This window comes from Paraburkholderia sp. SOS3, assembly GCF_001922345.1.
Classification (GTDB): Bacteria; Pseudomonadota; Gammaproteobacteria; order Burkholderiales; family Burkholderiaceae; genus Paraburkholderia.
Genome location: NZ_CP018812.1, coordinates 56,032 through 75,646 on the forward strand (window position 1 = coordinate 56,032; position 19,615 = coordinate 75,646).

Sequence of the window (19,615 nt, forward strand, 5' to 3'; positions counted from 1 at the left end):
CGCGGCAAGGCCATCGCCGATCGGCCCGACCCGTACCCTCTGTCATCACGCGCATATCAGCCTTGCATAACTCCAAAAATAGACTAAGATGGAAGTCAAGTTCATTTGAGGACTCATCTCAGGATTCGGAGCTATGTCTTCAGCCGCTCATATTTCAGGCGCCGCGCGACCTTCGCGCCGCAACCAGACTGAACCGACGCTCGCCGGCATGTCGGCGGCGGGCTTGCGCGCGTTCTTCAATATCGCCCGCGACTGGGATCTGAGCACCGACGAGCAGATCGTGCTGCTGGGCTCGCCGGGCCGCTCGACGTTCTTCAAATGGAAGGCGGAGCCGCAAACCGCGCGGCTTGGGCGCGACACGCTCGAACGGCTGTCGCTTCTACTCGGCATCTACAAGTCGCTGCAAATCCTGTTGCCGCAGCCGGCCGCCGCGGACGCCTGGATCAAGCGTCCGAACAGCGCGCCGCCGTTCGGCGGCCGCCGCGCGCTCGACCGGCTGCTGGCCGGCAACATCAGCGATCTGGTCGCCGTGCGCCAGTATCTCGACGCAATGCGAGGCGGCTGGGCGTGACGCTATCGCAATGGCAGGAACGCTGGCCCGCGTCGCCGCTCGCGTGGTTGCCCGCCTGGCGCGTCGTGCCGACGCGATTTCCCGCGGTGAACCTGTTCGAGCGCGTCGCGTCGCCCGAAGACTTCGACGCGCTGTACGCGCTCGAAGCGATGACCAACGACCGTCTGCGCACCGAAGTCGGCGAGCTGGACCTCGTGCCGCGCGACGAGCGCCGCTTCGGTCCGGGCTGGGGACCGATCATGGCGGCGTTCACGCATCTGAATCCGCTCGGCAGCCGTTTCTCCGACGGCACGTACGGCGTGTTCTACTGCGCGGCGTCGCGCGCCACCGCAATCGCGGAAACGCGCTATCACTCGGCGCTCTTTCTGGCGGCAACCGGGCAGCCGCCGCTGCGTCAGCAGATGCGGCTGTACTCGGTACTGGCAGAGGGCGATGTCGTCGATTTGCGCGGCGACGCGAAGGGAGCGCGCCGTGCGGCCGGTCCGAGCGGCGCGAAACGGGCAACGCCAGCGGCCAGCGGAACGCGCACGGCCGATGTGCAAAACGCGTCGAATACGGACACGCCATTCGATGCGCCCGCCGTGCTATCGCCCACCGACTACACCGCCGGCCAGGCGCTCGGCCGCGCCGTGCGTTCCGCGGGCGCGCCCGGCATCGTCTATCCATCGGTGCGCGACGCGAGCGGCGAATGTCTCGCCGCCTTGCGCACCACGCTGCTGCGCGATTGCCATCATGCGGCGTACCTCGAATACAACTGGAACGGCCAGGAGATCGACGTGGTGTTCGAACTGAATCAGGTGGGATAAGCGCGGTCGCGCAAGCAACGCGCGCTCGCCAAACCGGCGTGCGCCGTGCGCCCGCGCCGCACATCGATCAAGGCAACGCGAACGCCGCCGCGCCTTCCGCGCGCGCGATCTCCACGCTGACCGACCAGCGCTGCAAGGTGGTGGCTTCGACAATCGACAGCTTGCCGCCCTGCCCGAACGCGCCCGTGTCGATAAACAGCTGCGCACCACATTGGACCACTTCGCGCACTGGCGTGTGCCCGCAGAAGGTGGGGGACAAACCGCGCACGCGCGCGGGATCGTAGTTGCCCAATGCAAGATCGCGTCCCCATAAAATCCGCTGACGCGTCGCATTGGAGAAGTCGCCGCGATCGAGCTCGGCATCGCTGCCGAAAAACTCGGCATGCAAAATATTGAAGCGTTCGCTGCCGCTGCCAATCACGCGCACGAGCGGCAGCAACCGCAGCCGCTGCGCGTAGTCGCGCAGCCTTTCGTCGGACAAGGATTCGCCCCACCGTCCGCCGATGTCGTACCACCACTTGCGCCGTAAGCGGCCTTCAGCGACGCCGCACAAGGTGTCTTCATGATTGCCGAGCACGGCGTAGAACCACGGCTTGTCGAGAAGGGCGAGCGCTGCTTCGGACTGCATCCCGCGATCGACGAGATCGCCGACCGAAAAAAGACGATCGCGCGCGGGATCGAACACGATCTCGCGCAGCAGATAGCGCAGCGCGTCGACGCAACCATGCAGGTCGCCGATAACGAAGTCGCGACCGACCCGATTCACAGGGTGATGTTGAACGGTAGTGACCAGAGTAGGCTCCATCTCTCGATGATAGTGCGATGAGCATCGCCTGTATGAGCGCTGTCGATCGTTCGAGGCTCTTTGACACTACAACGCAGTGGCGAGTTGCACGTTGACGCGCACCTTCGTCGCGACTGCGCCCGGGAATCGTGCCCGCGTTTCCTTAACGACTTCTTAAGGCGGTCACTGTGATTGACCGCGCGCTTGACCGCCCGACTGGCTGCGCAATCGGGCGACCTGCTTCGCCGTGATCGACGCGTGAGGATTTCCGAATTGCTTCGTCACGTAATCGCCAAGTTCGGCAATCTGATCGTCAGTCAACTGATCGCCAAATGACGGCATCAAGATATCCGCGTTTTGTGTCTTGCGGCTGACACCATGCAGAATCACCAGCACGAGATTCGTGGGATCGGCGGCACCGACCACGCTGTTATGCATCAGTGACGGATAAGCGCCTCGCGCATTCGCGCCGACGCCCGCGCCGGTCCATCGATGGCAGCTCGCGCAGTTCGCGATGAATAGCCGCGCGCCATTGACATGATTGACACCGTTGACGTCTTTGACGCCGCCGCCCGCGTCGCCGCGCAATGCGGTAACGTCCGCAGCGGGCGCGCCGAGCGTATCGCGCGCCTGCGCCTGGTTGTCGCGCACGCCGCCCATGCTGCTTATGCCGCCGCGCACGGGAGGCAGCGCGCGCAGATACACAGCGATCGAGCGCAGGTCTTCGCCGCTCAGATATTGCGTGCTGTCCTCGACGACCTGCGCCATCGGTCCCGCTGCATACGCGCGCCCTTGCGCGACGCCGGTCGCGAGGTAAGCAACGATTTCAGCGGCGCTCCAGTTGCCGATGCCGCCGAGCTTGTCCGGTGTGATGTTGAACGCATGCCAGCCGGCCTGCACGGCACCCGAGAAACGGTCGTCCGACTTCAGGCCTTGCATGAAGTTGCGCGGCGTATGGCACTCGCCGCAATGTGCGAGACCGTCGACGAGATAGGCGCCGCGATTCCATTCGGCGCTCTGTTTCGGATCGGGCACAAAGCGCCCTTCGTCGAAGTTGAACAGATTCCAGAACAGCATGAGCCAGCGTTGATTGAACGGAAAGGTCAACGTGTTGGCCGGCGGCGTGAAGCGAACCGGCGCGACCGTATTCAGATACGCGCGGATCGCCAGCACGTCGCGATCCGCCACCTTCGTGTACGACGGATACGGAAACGCCGGGTAGAGCCGCTCGCCGGCCTTGCCGATGCCTTCGTGCATCGCGCGCAAGAATTCCGCGTCGCTCCATCGGCCGATGCCGGTATCGGGGTCCGGCGTGATGTTCGGCGTGTAGATCGTGCCGAACGGCGTCGACATCGCGACGCCGCCCGCAAACGGCCGGCCTTTATCGGACGTGTGGCACGCCATGCAGTCGCCCGCGCGCGCGAGATACTCGCCGCGTTTCACGAGCTCCGTGCCATTCGCGCCGGCGGCTGCGTCGGGGCCACGCGCGGCCGCGGCGGCGAGCGGCGACTCGTCGCCGCGCGTAGTGGTCGTGCTGTGCACCTCGAGCCATACGACATACAGCGCGAACAATGAGAACGCCGCGGCGAGCGTCGCGATGCTCATGACGCGCTTGCGCCGATAAAGCCGCTGGAACCGCCGTTGCCGAAGCAGCCTTTGTTCGCGCAAAGAATCGCCCTCGCCGGCCGGCCGCGCGCGGGACGTCGGATTCGTCATCGTCGGAATCTCCCCGTCGGTATCGGTGTGAGCACGTTCAGATTTCGCGCTTGAGCATGCCGGCGAGTTTCAATGCCAGCGCGGCCACCGTCAGCGTGCAGTTGACGGAACCTGCGCTCGGCATCACGGCGCTGCCGGCGACAAACAGATTCGGATGATCGTGCGTGCGGCAATCCGCATCGACAACGGAGTCGGCAGCGTCGCTGCCCATGATCGTCGTGCCCATGATGTGATGGTTCGGTGCAAAGGTTTCGTCGAATGCGATCTCGGTGCCGCCGAAAAGCGCGGCGATGCGCGCGTACTGTTCGTGCGTGTGCGCCGCGCTTTTCCTCACGTAGTCGCCAATCGAATAGCGGATTTCAGGGTGCGCGATGCCGAGCGCGTCCCTGTGTTCGGCCGACGGCACGATCCGGTTTTGCGGATCGGGCAAAGGCTCGTGGAAGCTGTTGATCGTCACGAGCCGCGCCGCGCGGTTGCGAATCTGCCGGTCGATCTCCGCGCCCGTCAGGCCGCCGGCCAGCAGTGCCGACGTGACCGCGAGCGTCGGCGTGGCATTCGACACATGCAGCTTCTTCGCCGCAAAGTCGCTGCGAAACGGGCCATCGCGGAAGTCCACGACCGACGTCATTTCCATCGGCCCGCGCCCCGGCCACAGCGATTCGTTCGCAAGAAAACTGACGCCGGTGCCCGGGTGGTCCATCAGGTTGCGGCCGACCTGATCCGAGCGATTGCCGATGCCGCGCGCAAACGCATCGGACGTCGACATCAGCATCAGCTTCGGCGTTTCGATGCCGTTCGCCGCGAGCACGAACAGCTTGCCGGTGACGCGCGTGCTGTTGCCGTGCGGATTCTTGTAGTGGACCGCCGTGACGAGACCCCTGCTGTCGGCCTCGATACGATAGACGACCGCTTGCGCGCGCAGCACGGCGCCCGCCTGCTCCGCCTTCGCGACATGCACGATGCCGTTGTACATCGCGCCGATCGGACAGATCGGCATGCAGTTGTTGTTGCCGCAGCAGGTCGGCCGGCTGTCGTACGGACGGCTGTTGCGCGCCACGGGCTCGGTCACGACCCGAAAGCCGCTTGCGTTGAGCACGTCGGCGAAGCGCTGGTCCATATACGACAGCGGCAGCGCGCGCATCGGGTACGGCGTCGAGCGCGGCGAGCCGAGATCGATCGATGCGTCCGGGCCCGAAACGCCGAGCGCGGCTTCCGCCGCACCGTACCAGGGCTCGAGCGTTTCGTACGGATACGGCCAGTCGCGCCCGACGCCATAACGCGTCTTCAACTCGAAGTCCTGCGGCAACAGGCGCCATGCGGCGGCCGCCCAATGCCAGGTCGTGCCGCCGACCACGCGCAGGTACTGCGCGCGATACGGATACTCGCCCTTCTGCACGAGATAATCGTTCGCCGGCGAGTACTGCGGATGCGGCGCATACGGTGCGGCCGGATACGGCGATGCGTAGTCGGCTTTCGCGGGCGAGTTGCGGAAGTTCTCGACGATCTGCCAGCGCGGCAGGCGCGGCCCCGCCTCGAGCATCAGCACCGATGCGCCGGCTAGCGCTAGCTGATGCGCAACGAGGCTGCCCGCAACGCCCGACCCGACGACCACGATATCGGCCGACTCACGCATTCGTCGGTTTCTGCGACCAGTAAAACGGAACGTCGCGGCAATAGGACGGCACGGTTAGCACGTCGTTGATGGGGTCGAACATCAGTGCGCTTTCATAGGCGATGACCTGCACGTTCGGCATCTCGCCGACGAGGCCGAGATACCACGCTCGCACGATCGCCGCGACCGTATTCGCGAGCGCCGGCGAGTCTGTCTGGAGCGCCGCGATCACCGTATCGGACGGCACGCCGCCGTGCGCGTGCAGCCATGTGTTGAGCGTCGCGACATTCTGCATGAACTGGCTGTCCGCTTTCGACAATGCGTCGTATGCGCGCTTCGCGAGCACCGCGTTGAAGCTGCTATGGCCCGTCAGCTTCTGCGACAGCGCAAGAAAAGCGTCGAGACCGCCGCCGCTGGGCGGCTGCGTGCCAGCGTGCGGGCCGGCGATGCGGGCCGCGGCAGTCGATGCGGTGTCCGCGGCGCCGAGCGCAGCGCGCGGCGAACCGGCATTCGAAGCGCCAACCGAGGCGCCAACCGAAGCGCCAACCGAGGCGGCCGTTGCGGCGAAGCCGGCGGTCGATCCCGCGGCAAGCGCGGCGGCCGACGCGCATACGCGGGCAAGCCATGCGCGGCGGCTTTCGGAGCGCGCCGCACGCGTCTCTCGCGACGGCCGCGTGCGCGCGCGCCGCGTGTCTGCTTTTGTCATAGGGGCTCCAGATCGTGTTCGTATTCGGCCGCGTCGCGCGGCGCACAACCGCACGATTCGAGTCGGTTCAATTCGCGCACGATGGGCCGTCTGCCCCATTCGCCCAAGCGTGGTCTTCGGTGCCGCTCGAAGCGGTCGTCTCGTGTCGCCGTATCGCCGCGACTCCGGCAAGACGGCTTCCGCTGAAAGGCTCCCGCAAGCGGATTGCGTAAAACTGTGTCGCGAAATATAACGTCCACGCGGCCGTTCGACAACGAGCCTATGCGCATTGCAGTTCGCCGTGGTTCGCAACAACCCGCACGACAATTACATAACCCGCCTGTTTCAGCGAAGCCTATGATCAACATCTATCCACAAGTCCTCCGCAACCGGCCGCGCATGGTGATTGGCGCGGTGGCCGGCGCGCTGATTGCGCTGCTGCTGTTGCCGCCGGCAGTCCGGCCGACGGCGCGCGCGTTGATCGGCTGGGACGCGGCCGTCTGGATCTACCTCGCGCTGATCTGGTTTCATATGGCCCGCGCCGGTCACGACGACGTGCGCGAACTCGCCGTGCGCGAAGACGAAAACGCCGGCATGGTGCTGTTCATCGTTTGCATCGCGACGGTCGCAAGCATCGCGGCGATCGTGCTCGAACTCGCCACCGCGAAGGGCAGCGGCGGCCAGAACGTGGCGCCCGGCTTGTCGCATTACGTGCTCACCGCGCTCACGTTGATCGGCGCGTGGTTCCTGATACCGACCATCTTCACGCTGCACTACGCGCGTCTTTACTTCAGCGGGACGACGAAGGAAACCGCATTGCTGTTTCCCGATCACAAGCTCGATCCGAACTATTGGGACTTTCTGTATTACTCGTTCACGATCGCGGTCGCGTCGCAGACCTCCGACGTCGTGCTGAGATCGCGGCCGATCCGCCGCGCGACGCTCGCGCAGTCGGTTCTCTCGTTCTATTTCAACGTCGCGGTGCTCGGTCTGTGCATCAATATGGCGGCAGGGCTGCTCGGCTCATGATCGCCTGATCCCGCCCGGCCTCGCTCGCCGGGGTCGCGGTTCGCTCTGCAGGCGCGCCACGCCGCATCGGACAGCCGGCATGTAAGGTCAGCCGCCCGTTTCTCCGATTTACACGCGGCGCGCGCCCGCATGGCTGTCCTCGCCCAGCGGCGCCTGTCTGCGCGGCTTCGCGGCTTGCCCCGCCCCACCGCGCCTGCGCTCGCTGCGGCGCGCTGCGTCACGCCGCAGCGCACAACACGCGCCTGATTGGCATAACGCTTGCTCCCCATTGGCCTGCCTTTGTCATACGGTTTCCAACGATCGGAACGCTTCACACCGGATGCATGGTGAACCAACCTCGCCCATGGAAATGCCGCACCGCGCTCCGCTGCAAGCGGCGTTGCGAACCGGTGAGGCGGCCTTGCGCTCGATGCACTAAATTGTGACGAGTGGCCGGAATGGTCGGCGGGGCGAAACCCGGACCTGACTCGGACGAGACCGTGTGACATAAGGAACAGGTAGCGGGACAAGACACTACACGCCATGCCAGGCGCAGGCGCCGTCGCACGAGCACCGCGCGGCATCCGGCTCTGACAGCCCAATGAGCGGCCGTGATCGCACAATCGGTGCATCCACGCCGCGGCAGGACGAATCTGGAAACGATCGATGCAAGCTCCCCATGCGTATGCGCCGCGGATCTACTTTATTCATTCCCTGCTCGCCGGCCCGCTCGAAGCGTGGCCCGCTCAGTTCGAGCATGCGGCGTCGCTCGGCTTCGATCATGTCCTGATCGGCGGGCTGTTCAAACCAGGCGCGGCCGGGCATACGCAGATCGTCAGCGACCATGCGCAGTTGCACCCCGTGTTCGGCTCGGGCGAAAACACCGCCGACGCGCTTTCACGCCTTACGCAGTCCGCGCGGCAGTACGGCCTCACCCTGCTCGTCGACCTCGTGATCGACCGCGTCGCGGCCGACGGCACGCTCTTCAACGCGCATCGCGACTGGTTCCATCCGTTCGAGCCCGAAGAGGCGCGGCTCGATCCGCGTCACGCGCGGCACGAAGACAACGTCGCCTACGCGAATTTTCACGGCGAAGCCGCCGACCCTCTGACCGGCTGGTGGACCGAGGCGCTGCGCACGCTCGCGCAGGCAGGCGTCGGCGGCTTTCGCTTCGATTCGCCGCATCGCGTGCCGAACGCCGTGTGGCGGCGGCTGCGCGCGGCCATGCACGAGCAGCATCCGTCGGTGCGCTTTCTCGCCGCGACGCCCGGGCTTTCGCGTGCCGATGTGCTGGCTCTGCAGGGCGCGGGCTTCGACAGCGTGTTCTCGTCGTCGCGCTGGTGGGATTTCCGCGCGCCGTGGATGGTCGACGAACATAAGGCGCTGCAAAGCGTCGGCGCACCGATCGCGTTTCCGGAAGCGCCGTATGGCACGCGCCTGGTCGACGATGTCGCCGACACGCACGATGCGACGATCGTCGAACGCACGTACCGGCGCGCACTGGCCGCGGCGACCGCAATCGGCACCGGCTGGATGATGCCGATGGGCTTCGAGTACGGCGTTGCCGAACCGATGTCGTATCTGCATGGCGACGCGCACGCATTCGCCGAACAATGCCGCGCGCGGCGCTTCGACCTGAGCGGAGCCATCAGACGTGCCAACGCTTTGCAGCGCGACACGTGGACGTTGCAGACCACCGGCGAACTGCGCATGCTGAGCGCGCCGAATGCGCCGCTCGCCGTGCTGCTGCGCGGCGACGCACCGGATCTGCGCGACGCCAAAGAAGCAGTGCTGGCCGTATTCAATCCTGAACTGAGCGTGCCCGTGCGCGCCGATCCTGCGCGTTTCCTCGACGGCGTGCCGGGCAGCTTCACGCGCTTCGTGCCGCTCACGGTGACAGGCGACAGCGGCAACGCCCGCCCCGCGAAGGCCCCTGTGCCGCTCAAACCGTTCGCCATTGCGCCGGCCGGCTTCACGCTGCTCGCCGTGGTGCCGGACAAGCCGATTCTGCTCGCACCGCCGATCGACAAGCGCACGAGCAAAACCTCCGCGCGCAAGACGGTACTCGATGCGATCGCCGCGCCGCGCGTCGCAATCGAAAGCGTATCGCCGTCAGTCGACTATGGACGCTTTCCGGCCAAGCGCGTGGTCGGCGAACGCGTGCCGATCACGGCCGCGATCTTCGCCGAAGGACACGACAAGATCGCGGCCGCGGTGATCTGGCGCGCCGCGGACGAAACCGCGTGGCACGAAGTGCCGATGACGCCCGTGAAGCCGGCCGGCAACGACTTGTGGGAGGCGCATATCCCGCTCGAACGCGTCGGCCGCCACGAATTCACCGTGATCGCGTGGCGCGACGACTTCGCGTCGCTCGTCGACCACATGCAGAAAAAGCTCAACGCGAACCAGACCGTCGAACTCGAGATCGAGGAAGCCAGGCATCTGTTTGCGCTCGCCCTCGCCGAGAGCGAAACGGCCAACGAAACCGAAGGCAAAAACGCCAGCAAAAACCCCGACAAAGGCGCTGACGAAAGCGGCGCCGACCCGAAGCCGCTCAAGCAGATCGTCACGGCATTCGCGAAAGCCGATACGTCGGAACGGCTGCGCCTCGTGCTCGCGCCATCGACGGCGCAGGCTGTCGCTGCCACGCGTCACCGGCCGGGGCTGTCGCGCGACGGCGTGGTCTACAGGATCGATGCCGAGCGTGCCGCCGCGCGCTTCGCGAGCTGGTACGAGATCTTCCCGCGTTCGATGAGCGACGACGAGCGTCGCCACGGCACCTTCGACGACGTGATCGGCAAACTGCCGCGCATTCGCGACATGGGCTTCGACGTGCTGTATTTCCCGCCGATTCATCCGATCGGCATGGCGAACCGCAAAGGCCGCAACAACACGCTGACCCCGGGCCCCGACGATGTGGGCAGCCCGTATGCGATCGGCTCTGAAGCCGGCGGCCATACGGCCGTGCATCCCGAACTCGGCACGCTCGACGATTTCCGCCGCATGCTCGCGGCCGCGCATGAGCACGGCCTCGAAATCGCGCTCGACTTCGCCATCCAGTGCTCGCCCGATCACCCATGGCTGAAAGAACATCCGACATGGTTCGCATGGCGGCCCGACGGTACGCTGCGCTACGCGGAGAACCCGCCGAAGAAGTACCAGGATATCGTGAATCCGGACTTCTACGCGCGCGACGCCAAACCCGACCTGTGGATCGCGCTGCGCGACGTGATCCTGTTCTGGATCGACGCGGGCGTGCGCATTTTCCGTGTCGACAATCCGCATACGAAACCGCTGCCGTTCTGGGAATGGATGATCGCCGACGTACGCGGGCGGCATCCCGACGTGATCTTTCTCTCGGAAGCGTTCACGCGGCCGCGCGTGATGGCGCGTCTCGCGAAGATCGGCTTTTCGCAGTCGTACACGTACTTCACGTGGCGCGAGTCGAAGCGCGACTTCACCGAGTATCTGACCGAGCTCACGCAGACGAACCTGCGCGAATACTTCCGCCCGAACTTCTTCGTGAACACGCCGGACATCAACCCGCGCCATCTGCAATGGTCCGGGCGCGCGGGCTTCGTGATCCGCGCGGCGCTCGCGGCCACGCTATCGGGATTGTGGGGCGTCTATAGCGGCTTCGAGCTCTGCGAGGCCGCCGCCTTGCCGAATAGCGAGGAATATCTCGATTCGGAGAAGTACCAGCTGCGCGCGTGGGACTGGAACCGGCCCGGCAATATCGTCGGCGAGATCAGCGCGTTGAATCGCATTCGCCGGGCGAATCCGGCCTTGCATTCGCATCTCGGCCTCACGTTCCTGCCCGCGCACAACGACCATGTGCTGTTCTTCGAGAAGGCGACCGAGGCGCGCGACAACGTGATCGTCGTCGCGATCAATCTCGATCCGTTCAATGAGCAGGGCGCGGATATGGAACTCTCATGGGCCACGTTCAACCGCTGGCAGCTGCACGACCACGCCGCCGTCGACGTGGTCGATCAGATGAGCGGCGAGCGCTTCCAGTGGCACGGCCGCTGGCAACACGTGCGGCTCGACCCGAACACCCGGCCGTTTGCGATCTGGCGCATCGAACCCGCGGGCGGCCTGCCGCGCGAAGCGATACCAGAAGCGGAAAACGCGGCCGATCAGACCATCACCGGCAGCGGCTTCGCCGACCCATTCTCCGAATGAAGGTGCGACATGAAGCGTGACGATCCTTCTGAAAACGCATTACAGGCAACCATCGCCGATCCAACCGTCGAAGAACCGGTCACGGAGCATCGGCCCGCGCGGCGCCGCAAAGCGTCGACGCTGTCCGACGATCCGCTCTGGTACAAGGACGCGATCATCTATCAGGTTCACATCAAGTCGTTCTTCGATGCGAACAACGACGGCATCGGCGATTTTCCCGGCCTGCTCGCGAAGCTCGACTACATCGCGGAACTCGGCGTCGATGCGATCTGGCTGCTGCCTTTCTATCCGTCGCCGCGCCGCGACGACGGATACGACATCGCCGACTATCGCAACGTGCATCCCGACTACGGCACGCTCGGCGACGTCAAACGCTTCATCCAGGAAGCACACGCGCGCGGCATTCGCGTGATCACCGAGCTCGTGATCAATCACACGTCGGATCAGCACCCGTGGTTCCAGCGCGCGCGCCGCGCGAAACCCGGCTCGAACCACCGCAACTACTACGTGTGGTCCGATACCGACCAGAAATACACGGGCACGCGCATTATCTTCATCGATACCGAGCCGTCGAACTGGACGCACGATCCCGTCGCGGGCGCGTACTACTGGCACCGCTTCTATTCGCACCAGCCCGACCTGAACTTCGACAATCCCGCCGTGCTGCGCGAAGTGCTGCAGGTCATGCGTTTCTGGCTCGATATGGGCATCGACGGGCTGCGCCTCGACGCGGTGCCGTATCTTGTCGAACGCGAAGGCACGAACAACGAGAACCTGCCCGAGACGCACGCCATTCTGAAGAAGATCCGCGCGACGATCGATGCCGAGTATCCGAACCGGATGCTGCTCGCCGAAGCCAATCAGTGGCCGGAAGACGTGCAGGAATATTTCGGCAACGAAGACGAATGCCATATGGCTTTCCACTTCCCGCTGATGCCGCGCATCTATATGGCAATCGCGAGCGAAGACCGCTTTCCGATCACCGACATCATGAAACAGACGCCGGATCTCGCCGACAGTTGCCAGTGGGCGATTTTCCTGCGCAATCACGATGAACTGACGCTCGAGATGGTGACCGACTCCGAGCGCGATTACCTGTGGAACACGTACGCGACCGATCGCCGCGCGCGGCTCAATCTCGGCATTCGGCGGCGCCTTGCGCCGCTGATGGAACGCGACCGGCGCCGCATCGAGCTGATCAATTCGCTGCTGCTGTCGATGCCCGGCACGCCCGTCATCTACTACGGCGACGAGCTCGGCATGGGCGACAACATCCACCTCGGCGACCGCGACGGCGTGCGCACGCCGATGCAATGGTCGTCCGACCGCAACGGCGGCTTCTCGCGCGCGGACCCCGAACAGCTCGTCCTGCCGCCCGTGATGGGCTCGCTTTACGGCTTCGACGCGGTCAACGTCGAAGCGCAAAGCCGCGATCCGCATTCGCTGCTGAACTGGACGCGCCGCATGCTCGCGACGCGCCGCTCGAAGCATGCGTTCGGTCGCGGCACGATCCGCTTCCTGAAGCCGAGCAATCGCAAGATTCTCGCGTATCTGCGCGAAATGCCGGGCGAGCCGGCGATTCTTTGCGTCGCGAATCTGTCGCGCGCGCCGCAGGCGGTCGAACTCGATCTGTCCGAATTCGCCGGCACGGTGCCGGTCGAGATGACGTCCGATTCGGTATTCCCCGCGATCGGCCAGCTCAGTTATCTGCTGACGTTTCCTCCGTACGGCTTCCTGTGGTTTCTGCTGTGCTCGAGCAATCAGCGGCCAACGTGGAGCCAGGCGCCTTCGGAAGCACTGCCCGATTTCGTCACGATCGTGATCCGCGAAGGGCAGGCGGGCCCGACGCCGGAGAATGTGCGCCTGCTCGAATCCGAGGTGCTGCCGTCGTGGCTCGTGCGGCGGCGCTGGTTCGCATCGAAGGACCAGAAGCTGAACGCGGTGCGCCTCGCCGCACTGACGACGATTCCCGAAGCCGGCTTCGCCTTTACCGAAATCGAAGCCGATGTCGGCACCAGCGGCAACGAACATACCGAACGCTATGTGCTGCCGCTCGCCATCACCTGGGGCGCCGACACGACGACGCCGCTTTTCATGCAGCTCGCACTCGCGCGCGTGCGTCGCGCGCGCAATATCGGGCACCTGACCGACGCGTTCGCGCTGCCGCAATTCGCGTACGGCACACTTAAAAAGCTGCGCGAGCGAGCCGCCGTGCCGACCGTGCAGAAGAGCGAAATCCGCTTTATCCCGACCGACCGCTTCGACGAGCTCGAACTCGGCGACGCGCCCGAAATCCGCTGGCTCGCGGCCGAGCAAAGCAACAGCTCGCTCGTGATCGCCGACGCGATCGTGCTCAAGCTCGTGCGGCGCCTGATGAACGGCGTGCATCCGGAAGCGGAAATGACGCGCTATCTGACGCTGCGCGGCTATGCGAATACCGCGCCTTTGTATGGCGAAGTCGTCCGCGTCGACCCGCAAGGCGTACCGCATACGCTGTCGATCCTGCAAGGCTTTGTCGACAACCAGGGCGATGCGTGGAACTGGGCGCTCGATTATCTGCGCCGCACGATCGACGAACTCGCGCTCGCGATCGACGGCGAGCCGACGCAGGACCGCATCAACGAGGAAGAGGCGTTCGACGGATATTCGATGTTTATCGGCATGATCGGCAAACGGCTTGGCGAACTGCACGTCGTGCTTGCCGCGCCATCCGACGATCCGGCCTTCTCGCCCGAGCCTGCTACGGGCGAGCAGGTGCGCGCGTGGATCGACGGCACGCAGTCGATGCTTGCGGCCGCGCTCGACGTGCTCGAAAGGAGCACCGAGCACCTGTCCGAAGACTCGCTGCTGCTCGCGCGCAGCGTGCTCGACCGGCGCGAACTGCTCGTCGAGGCTGTCGAAAATCTCGTGAACGCCGATGCGAACGCGCTGTGCACGCGCATTCACGGCGATTTCCATCTGGGCCAGGTGCTCGTCGCGCAAGGCGACGCATTCCTCATCGACTTCGAGGGCGAGCCGGCGCGCAGCCTCGAGGAACGCCGCGCGAAATCGAGTCCGTTGCGCGACGTCGCGGGCCTCTTGCGTTCGCTGTCGTACGCGAGCGCCGCTGCGCAGTCGACCACCGAAGCCGCGCCGCAACCGACCGCCGATCGCAAGCGCGCGCTGTTCGACCGCTTCCGCACGCACGCGGCCGAGGCCTTCCTCGCCGAATACCGGAAGGCGCTCGAGGCGTCGCCGCAGCGCATCGTCGCACCCGCCGACGAGCAGGCCCTGCTCGACCTGTTCCTGATCGAAAAGGCCGCATACGAAATCCGCTACGAAGCGGCGAACCGCCCGTCGTGGCTCGGTCTGCCGGTACGCGGGCTCGCCGCGCTCACGAGCCGGCTGCTCGGCGACACGGGCACGCCCGCCGGCAGCCCGATACAGCATTCACCGGGCGGCAGCGCGCCGCCGAACGACGCCGCAGAGGGCGATTATGAGTGAGCAAAGCAATGTGCATGACGCCGCGGAACGCGCCATGGCGGGGTTGAATCCGCTCGATCTGAACGCGCTCGTCGACGCGCGCCATCCCGACCCGTTCTCGCAGCTCGGCATGCATCAGACCGATGCGGGTCCCGTGGTTCGCGCGATGCTGCCGAACGCGGCACGCGTGAGCGTCGTCGCCCGCGACGATGGGCGCGTGCTCGGCGAATTGCAGCCGCTGCATGCGGGCGGGCTGTTCGCCGGCCCCGTCAGCGAAGCGGTGCCGTACCGGCTGCGCATCGACTGGCACGGTCCCGTGCAGGAAATCGAAGACACGTACGCCTTCGGGCCGGTGCTCGGGGACGAACCGCTGCAACGCGTCGCGTGGGGCGATCCGTATGCGGTGCTCGAGTGCCTCGGTTCGCGCCCGATCGTACTCGACGGCGTGCCGGGCGTGCGCTTCGCGGTATGGGCGCCGAACGCGCGACGCGTCTCCGTGGTCGGCGACTTCAACTCGTGGGATGGAAGGCGTCATCCGATGCGGATGCGCCATCAGGCCGGCGTCTGGGAGCTGTTCGTGCCGCAGATCGGCGCGGGCACACGCTACAAGTACGAGATGCTCTCGCGCGACGGCCATCCGCTGCCGCTCAAGGCCGACCCGTGCGCGATGCAGACCGAACGGCCGCCCGCGACCGCATCGGTGGTCGCGCACGTCGACGAGATCGAGCAGTTCGCGTGGACCGATCGCGAATGGATGGAATCGCGTGGCAATCTGCAAACGCCGCGTACACCGGTTTCGATCTACGAAGTGCATGCGGAGTCGTGGCTGCGCATCGCCGAAGAAGGCCATCGCGGCCTCGACTGGTCCGAGCTCGCGGACCGGCTCATTCCGTATGCGAAGGAGATGGGCTTCACGCATATCGAGTTCATGCCGATCGCCGAGCACCCGTTCGGCGGCTCGTGGGGCTATCAGCCGCTCTCGCAGTTCGCGCCGTCCGCGCGCTTCGGCAAACCCGAGCAGTTCGCGAGCTTCGTGAACCGCGCGCACGAGGCCGGCCTCGGCGTGATTCTCGACTGGGTGCCCGCGCATTTTCCGAACGATGCGCACGGTCTCGTGCAATTCGACGGCACGCCGCTCTACGAGCACTCGGACCCGCGCGAAGGCTATCACCAGGACTGGAACACGATGATCTACAACCTCGGCCGCAACGAGGTCAGCGCGTTCCTGATTGCCTCCGCGCTTGCATGGCTCATGCGTTATCACGTCGACGGGTTACGCGTCGACGCGGTCGCGTCGATGCTGTACCGCGACTATTCGCGCGCGGCCGGCCAGTGGGTGCCGAATATCTACGGCGGCCGCGAGAATCTCGAATCGATCGCGTTTCTTAAACGCCTCAACCACGAAGTACAGCATATGCCGGGCGTGCGCGGCGCCATCACGATCGCCGAGGAATCGACGGCGTGGCCCGGCGTCACGGCGCCTGTCGACAGCGGCGGCCTCGGCTTCCAGTTCAAATGGAACATGGGCTGGATGCACGACACCTTGCACTATATGCACGAAGACCCCGTCTATCGCCGCTACCACCATCACAACATGACGTTCGGCATGGTGTACGCGTATTCGGAGCGCTTCGTGCTGCCCTTGTCGCACGATGAAGTCGTGCACGGCAAAGGCTCGCTGATCGGCAAGATGCCGGGCGACCGCTGGCAGCGCTTCGCGAATCTGCGCGCGTACTTCGGCTTCATGTGGACGCACCCCGGCAAGAAGTTGATGTTTATGGGCGGCGAGTTCGGCCAGTTCGCCGAATTCGATCACGACGGCTCGCCGCATTGGCATCTGCTCGACGACGAAATGCATCACGGCCTGCAAAAGCTCGTGCGCGACCTGAACCGCACATACCGCGCCGAGTCCGCGCTGTATCAGATGGATAGCGAGCCCGGCGGTTTTGAATGGATTATCGGCGACGACGCGGAAAACAGCGTGTACGCGTACCGGCGCATGGACGGCGAAGGACGCGAGATCGTGGCGGTCTGCAATATGACGCCGGTGCCGCGGCATGGCTACCGCGTCGGCATGGCGCGCCACGGGCGATGGAGCGAGATCCTGAATACCGACGCGGCGATCTACGGCGGATCGAATCTCGGCAACGGTGGTCTCATTTATACCGAGGACGTGCCGAGCCACGGCCGGCCGCATTCGGCGTCGCTGGTTCTGCCGCCGCTAGCGACGATCGTGCTGCGCGCGGATTGATCGGCGGAGTCGCGGCGCGGTTGCAGCGCAACTGCGTCGCGCGAGGTGCCATTGCTGTGAGCCCCGGCATACGCAAAAGCACGCAGGAACACGCACAAGCCGAAACAAGGAACGGGAACCATGTCGCATGTACTGCCCGACCGGCTGTTGCCGGGCTCGCCCTATCCGCTGGGGTCGAGCTGGGACGGATTGGGAGTCAATTTCGCGGTCTTTTCCGCTAACGCACACAGCATCGAGCTGTGCCTGTTCGAACCGGGGGGCCGCAAGGAAATCAGGCGCTATGCGCTGCCCGAATGCACCGACGAGGTGTGGCACGGCTATTTGCCGCACGCGCATCCGGGCACCGTATACGGCTTTCGCGCGCACGGACCGTATCAGCCGCAGCACGGCCATCGCTTCAATCCGCACAAGCTGCTGCTCGACCCCTATGTGCGCAAGCTGCTCGGACATTTCCGCTGGTCCGACGCGCTCTTTGGCTACCGCATGCATTCGAACCGGCTCGACCTCTCGATCGACCGGCGCGACTCGGCGCCCGCCATGCCCAAATGCGTGGTCATCGACGAGGCATTCGACTGGTCGCACGACCGGCGCCCGAATGTGCCGTGGGGCGACACGATCATCTACGAAACGCATGTGCGCGGCGCGTCGATGCTGCGCGGCGATCTGCGGCCGCCCGAACGCGGCACGTTTTCGGCGCTCGCTTCGCCCGAGTTCATCGATCATCTGCTGAAGCTTGGCGTAACGGCCGTCGAGCTGCTGCCCGTGCATGCGTTCCTGAACGACCGTTTTCTCGTCGAGCGCGGACTGCGCAACTACTGGGGCTACAACACAGCGGCATTCTTTGCGCCCGAGCCGTCCTATCTGGCATCGCACCGGCTCGACGAGATGCGCATCGCCGTGCGGCAACTGCACGCGGCGGGGATCGAGGTGATTCTCGACGTCGTCTACAACCACACGTGCGAGGGCAATGAGACGGGGCCGACCGTATCGTGGCGCGGCCTCGACAACGCGAGCTACTACCGCCTCATACCCGGCGACGAGCGCCATCACATCAACGACACGGGCTGCGGCAATACGCTGAACGTCACGCATCCGCGCGTGCTGCAGATGGTGATGGATTCGCTGCGCTACTGGTCGACGGCGTTCAACGTCGATGGCTTCCGCTTCGATCTCGGCGTCACGCTCGGCCGCGAAGCGACGGGCTTCGATCCGGGCTCGGGTTTTTTCGATGCGATTCGTCAGGATCCGGTGCTCTCGCAACGCAAGCTGATCTCCGAGCCATGGGATATCGGGCCCGGCGGTTATCAGCTTGGCGGCCATCCTCCCGGCTTCGCCGAATGGAACGACCGTTTTCGCGATTGCGTGCGGCGTTTCTGGCGCGGCGACGCAGGCTTGCGCCCCGACCTCGCCGCACGTCTGACCGGCTCCGCGGATCTCTTCAACCGGCGCTTTCGCAAGCCGACCGCATCGATCAACTTCGTCGCATCGCACGACGGCTTCACGCTCGCGGATATCGTTTCGTATGAGCGAAAGCACAACGAGATCAACGGCGAGAACAACCACGACGGACACAACGAAAACTACAGTTCGAACTGGGGTGTCGAAGGACCGGTCAGCGCGCTGGCGGCAGGGGGTGAAGCAGGTGGCAAAGCAGGCAGCGAATCGAACGACGGTGCGATGCACGGCGAAGCAGGTGTCGAAGCGTCGAACGACGGACAGCTCGCCGTCGAGGAGCATGTGTCGGCCGAAGCCGCCGCGGCGGCCGCAGCGATCGAAGAAACGCGCGCACGCGTCGCGCGTTCGATCATCGGCACATTGCTCATCGCACTCGGCACGCCGATGCTGCTCGCCGGCGACGAAGCGTGCCGCACCCAGCGCGGCAACAACAACGCGTACTGCCAGGACAACGAGATTTCCTGGATCGACTGGACGCTTGCCAGGTCGCCCGAAGGCCAGCGCATGACCGCGTTCGTCACACGGATGATCGCATTGCGCAAACACCATCCGCTGCTGCGCGAGACGCGCTTTCTGGTCGGCGATCGCGAGGTGCTGCCGGGACTCTACGACGTCGGCTGGTTCGACGAGCGCGGCGAGCCGCTGTCGATCGAAGCGTGGCAGGACCCCGAAGGTCGCGCGTTCACATTGCGGCGCGCGGGTCCGGGACTCGACGGCGAAACGGAAGTATTGTTGATGATGTTGAACGCGTCGGCTGACGCATTGCGCTTCACCCCTCCGCCGCCGCATCTGGAATGGCACGTGCTAGTTGATTCGGCGGACCCCGATGCGCCGCCGCATCCGCTCGCGGCGCTCGATCTCGAAGTGGCTGCGCGTGCGCTCGTGGTGCTTGCAGCGCGACCGGCCGGCGACGCGGACTGGCAGGCCGGCTGGATGGCCGGCAAGCAGCACGGTTCGCGTCTTCTGACCGCGCGGCCACCCGAGCCCGGCGCGTGATGTCGGGCTCGGAGCCGGAGTCAGCACTAGTGGCTCACTTCGGTGGCTCGCTCCGAGTCGGCCCGCCGTATAACCAAAGGTGAC

Annotated in this window: 11 protein-coding genes; 7 read left to right on the plus strand and 4 right to left on the minus strand. The window is 65.3% G+C overall.

What is annotated here, in order from left to right:
* The first annotated feature begins 208 nt into the window (after positions 1-208).
* Together BTO02_RS20345 and BTO02_RS20350 are read left to right on the plus strand one after the other, a co-directional pair.
* Entirely contained in the window at positions 209-571 is a 363-nt protein-coding gene (locus tag BTO02_RS20345; protein ID WP_374992504.1) for an MbcA/ParS/Xre antitoxin family protein, read from the plus strand.
* On the plus strand, positions 568-1,377 hold the full coding sequence (locus BTO02_RS20350) for an RES family NAD+ phosphorylase (protein WP_075159086.1): 810 nt from the start codon (positions 568-570) through the stop codon (positions 1,375-1,377). The genes BTO02_RS20345 and BTO02_RS20350 overlap by 4 nt, the downstream gene beginning before the upstream one ends.
* Positions 1,378-1,444: 67 nt before the next feature.
* Here BTO02_RS20350 and BTO02_RS20355 read toward each other — a convergent pair whose 3' ends face one another.
* From BTO02_RS20355 to BTO02_RS20370, 4 genes are all read right to left on the minus strand, one after another.
* Positions 1,445-2,182: a metallophosphoesterase gene (locus tag BTO02_RS20355; protein WP_075159087.1), complete on the minus strand. Its 738-nt coding sequence runs from the start codon at positions 2,180-2,182 to the stop codon at positions 1,445-1,447.
* Positions 2,183-2,344: 162 nt separating this feature from the next.
* Positions 2,345-3,766 carry a c-type cytochrome gene (locus BTO02_RS20360; protein WP_156883927.1) on the minus strand — a complete coding sequence of 474 codons (1,422 nt, stop codon included), beginning with the start codon at positions 3,764-3,766 and terminating at the stop codon, positions 2,345-2,347.
* A gap of 148 nt (positions 3,767-3,914) precedes the next feature.
* Entirely contained in the window at positions 3,915-5,510 is a 1,596-nt protein-coding gene (locus BTO02_RS20365; protein WP_075159088.1) for a GMC family oxidoreductase, read from the minus strand.
* Positions 5,503-6,195, minus strand: a complete 693-nt coding sequence (locus BTO02_RS20370) for a sugar dehydrogenase complex small subunit (RefSeq protein WP_075159089.1) — start codon at positions 6,193-6,195, stop codon at positions 5,503-5,505. The genes BTO02_RS20365 and BTO02_RS20370 overlap by 8 nt, the downstream gene beginning before the upstream one ends.
* Positions 6,196-6,534: 339 nt before the next feature.
* Here BTO02_RS20370 and BTO02_RS20380 point away from each other — a divergent pair, with 339 nt between their 5' ends.
* The 5 genes from BTO02_RS20380 (at position 6,535) to glgX (ending at position 19,531) form a co-directional block, all read left to right on the plus strand.
* Complete coding sequence (locus tag BTO02_RS20380) at positions 6,535-7,203, plus strand: DUF1345 domain-containing protein (protein ID WP_156884065.1); 669 nt, start codon at positions 6,535-6,537, stop codon at positions 7,201-7,203.
* A gap of 645 nt (positions 7,204-7,848) precedes the next feature.
* Positions 7,849-11,367, plus strand: coding sequence for a maltotransferase domain-containing protein (locus BTO02_RS20385; protein ID WP_075159092.1), 3,519 nt, complete (start codon positions 7,849-7,851; stop codon positions 11,365-11,367).
* A gap of 9 nt (positions 11,368-11,376) precedes the next feature.
* Positions 11,377-14,850 carry a maltose alpha-D-glucosyltransferase gene (gene treS / locus BTO02_RS20390; protein ID WP_075159093.1) on the plus strand — a complete coding sequence of 1,158 codons (3,474 nt, stop codon included), beginning with the start codon at positions 11,377-11,379 and terminating at the stop codon, positions 14,848-14,850.
* A complete protein-coding gene (gene glgB, locus BTO02_RS20395) occupies positions 14,843-17,080 on the plus strand; it encodes a 1,4-alpha-glucan branching protein GlgB (protein WP_075159094.1) in 2,238 nt (745 codons plus the stop codon). The genes treS and glgB overlap by 8 nt, the downstream gene beginning before the upstream one ends.
* A gap of 120 nt (positions 17,081-17,200) precedes the next feature.
* A complete protein-coding gene (gene glgX / locus BTO02_RS35190) occupies positions 17,201-19,531 on the plus strand; it encodes a glycogen debranching protein GlgX (protein ID WP_232243619.1) in 2,331 nt (776 codons plus the stop codon).
* Positions 19,532-19,615 lie beyond the last annotated feature (84 nt).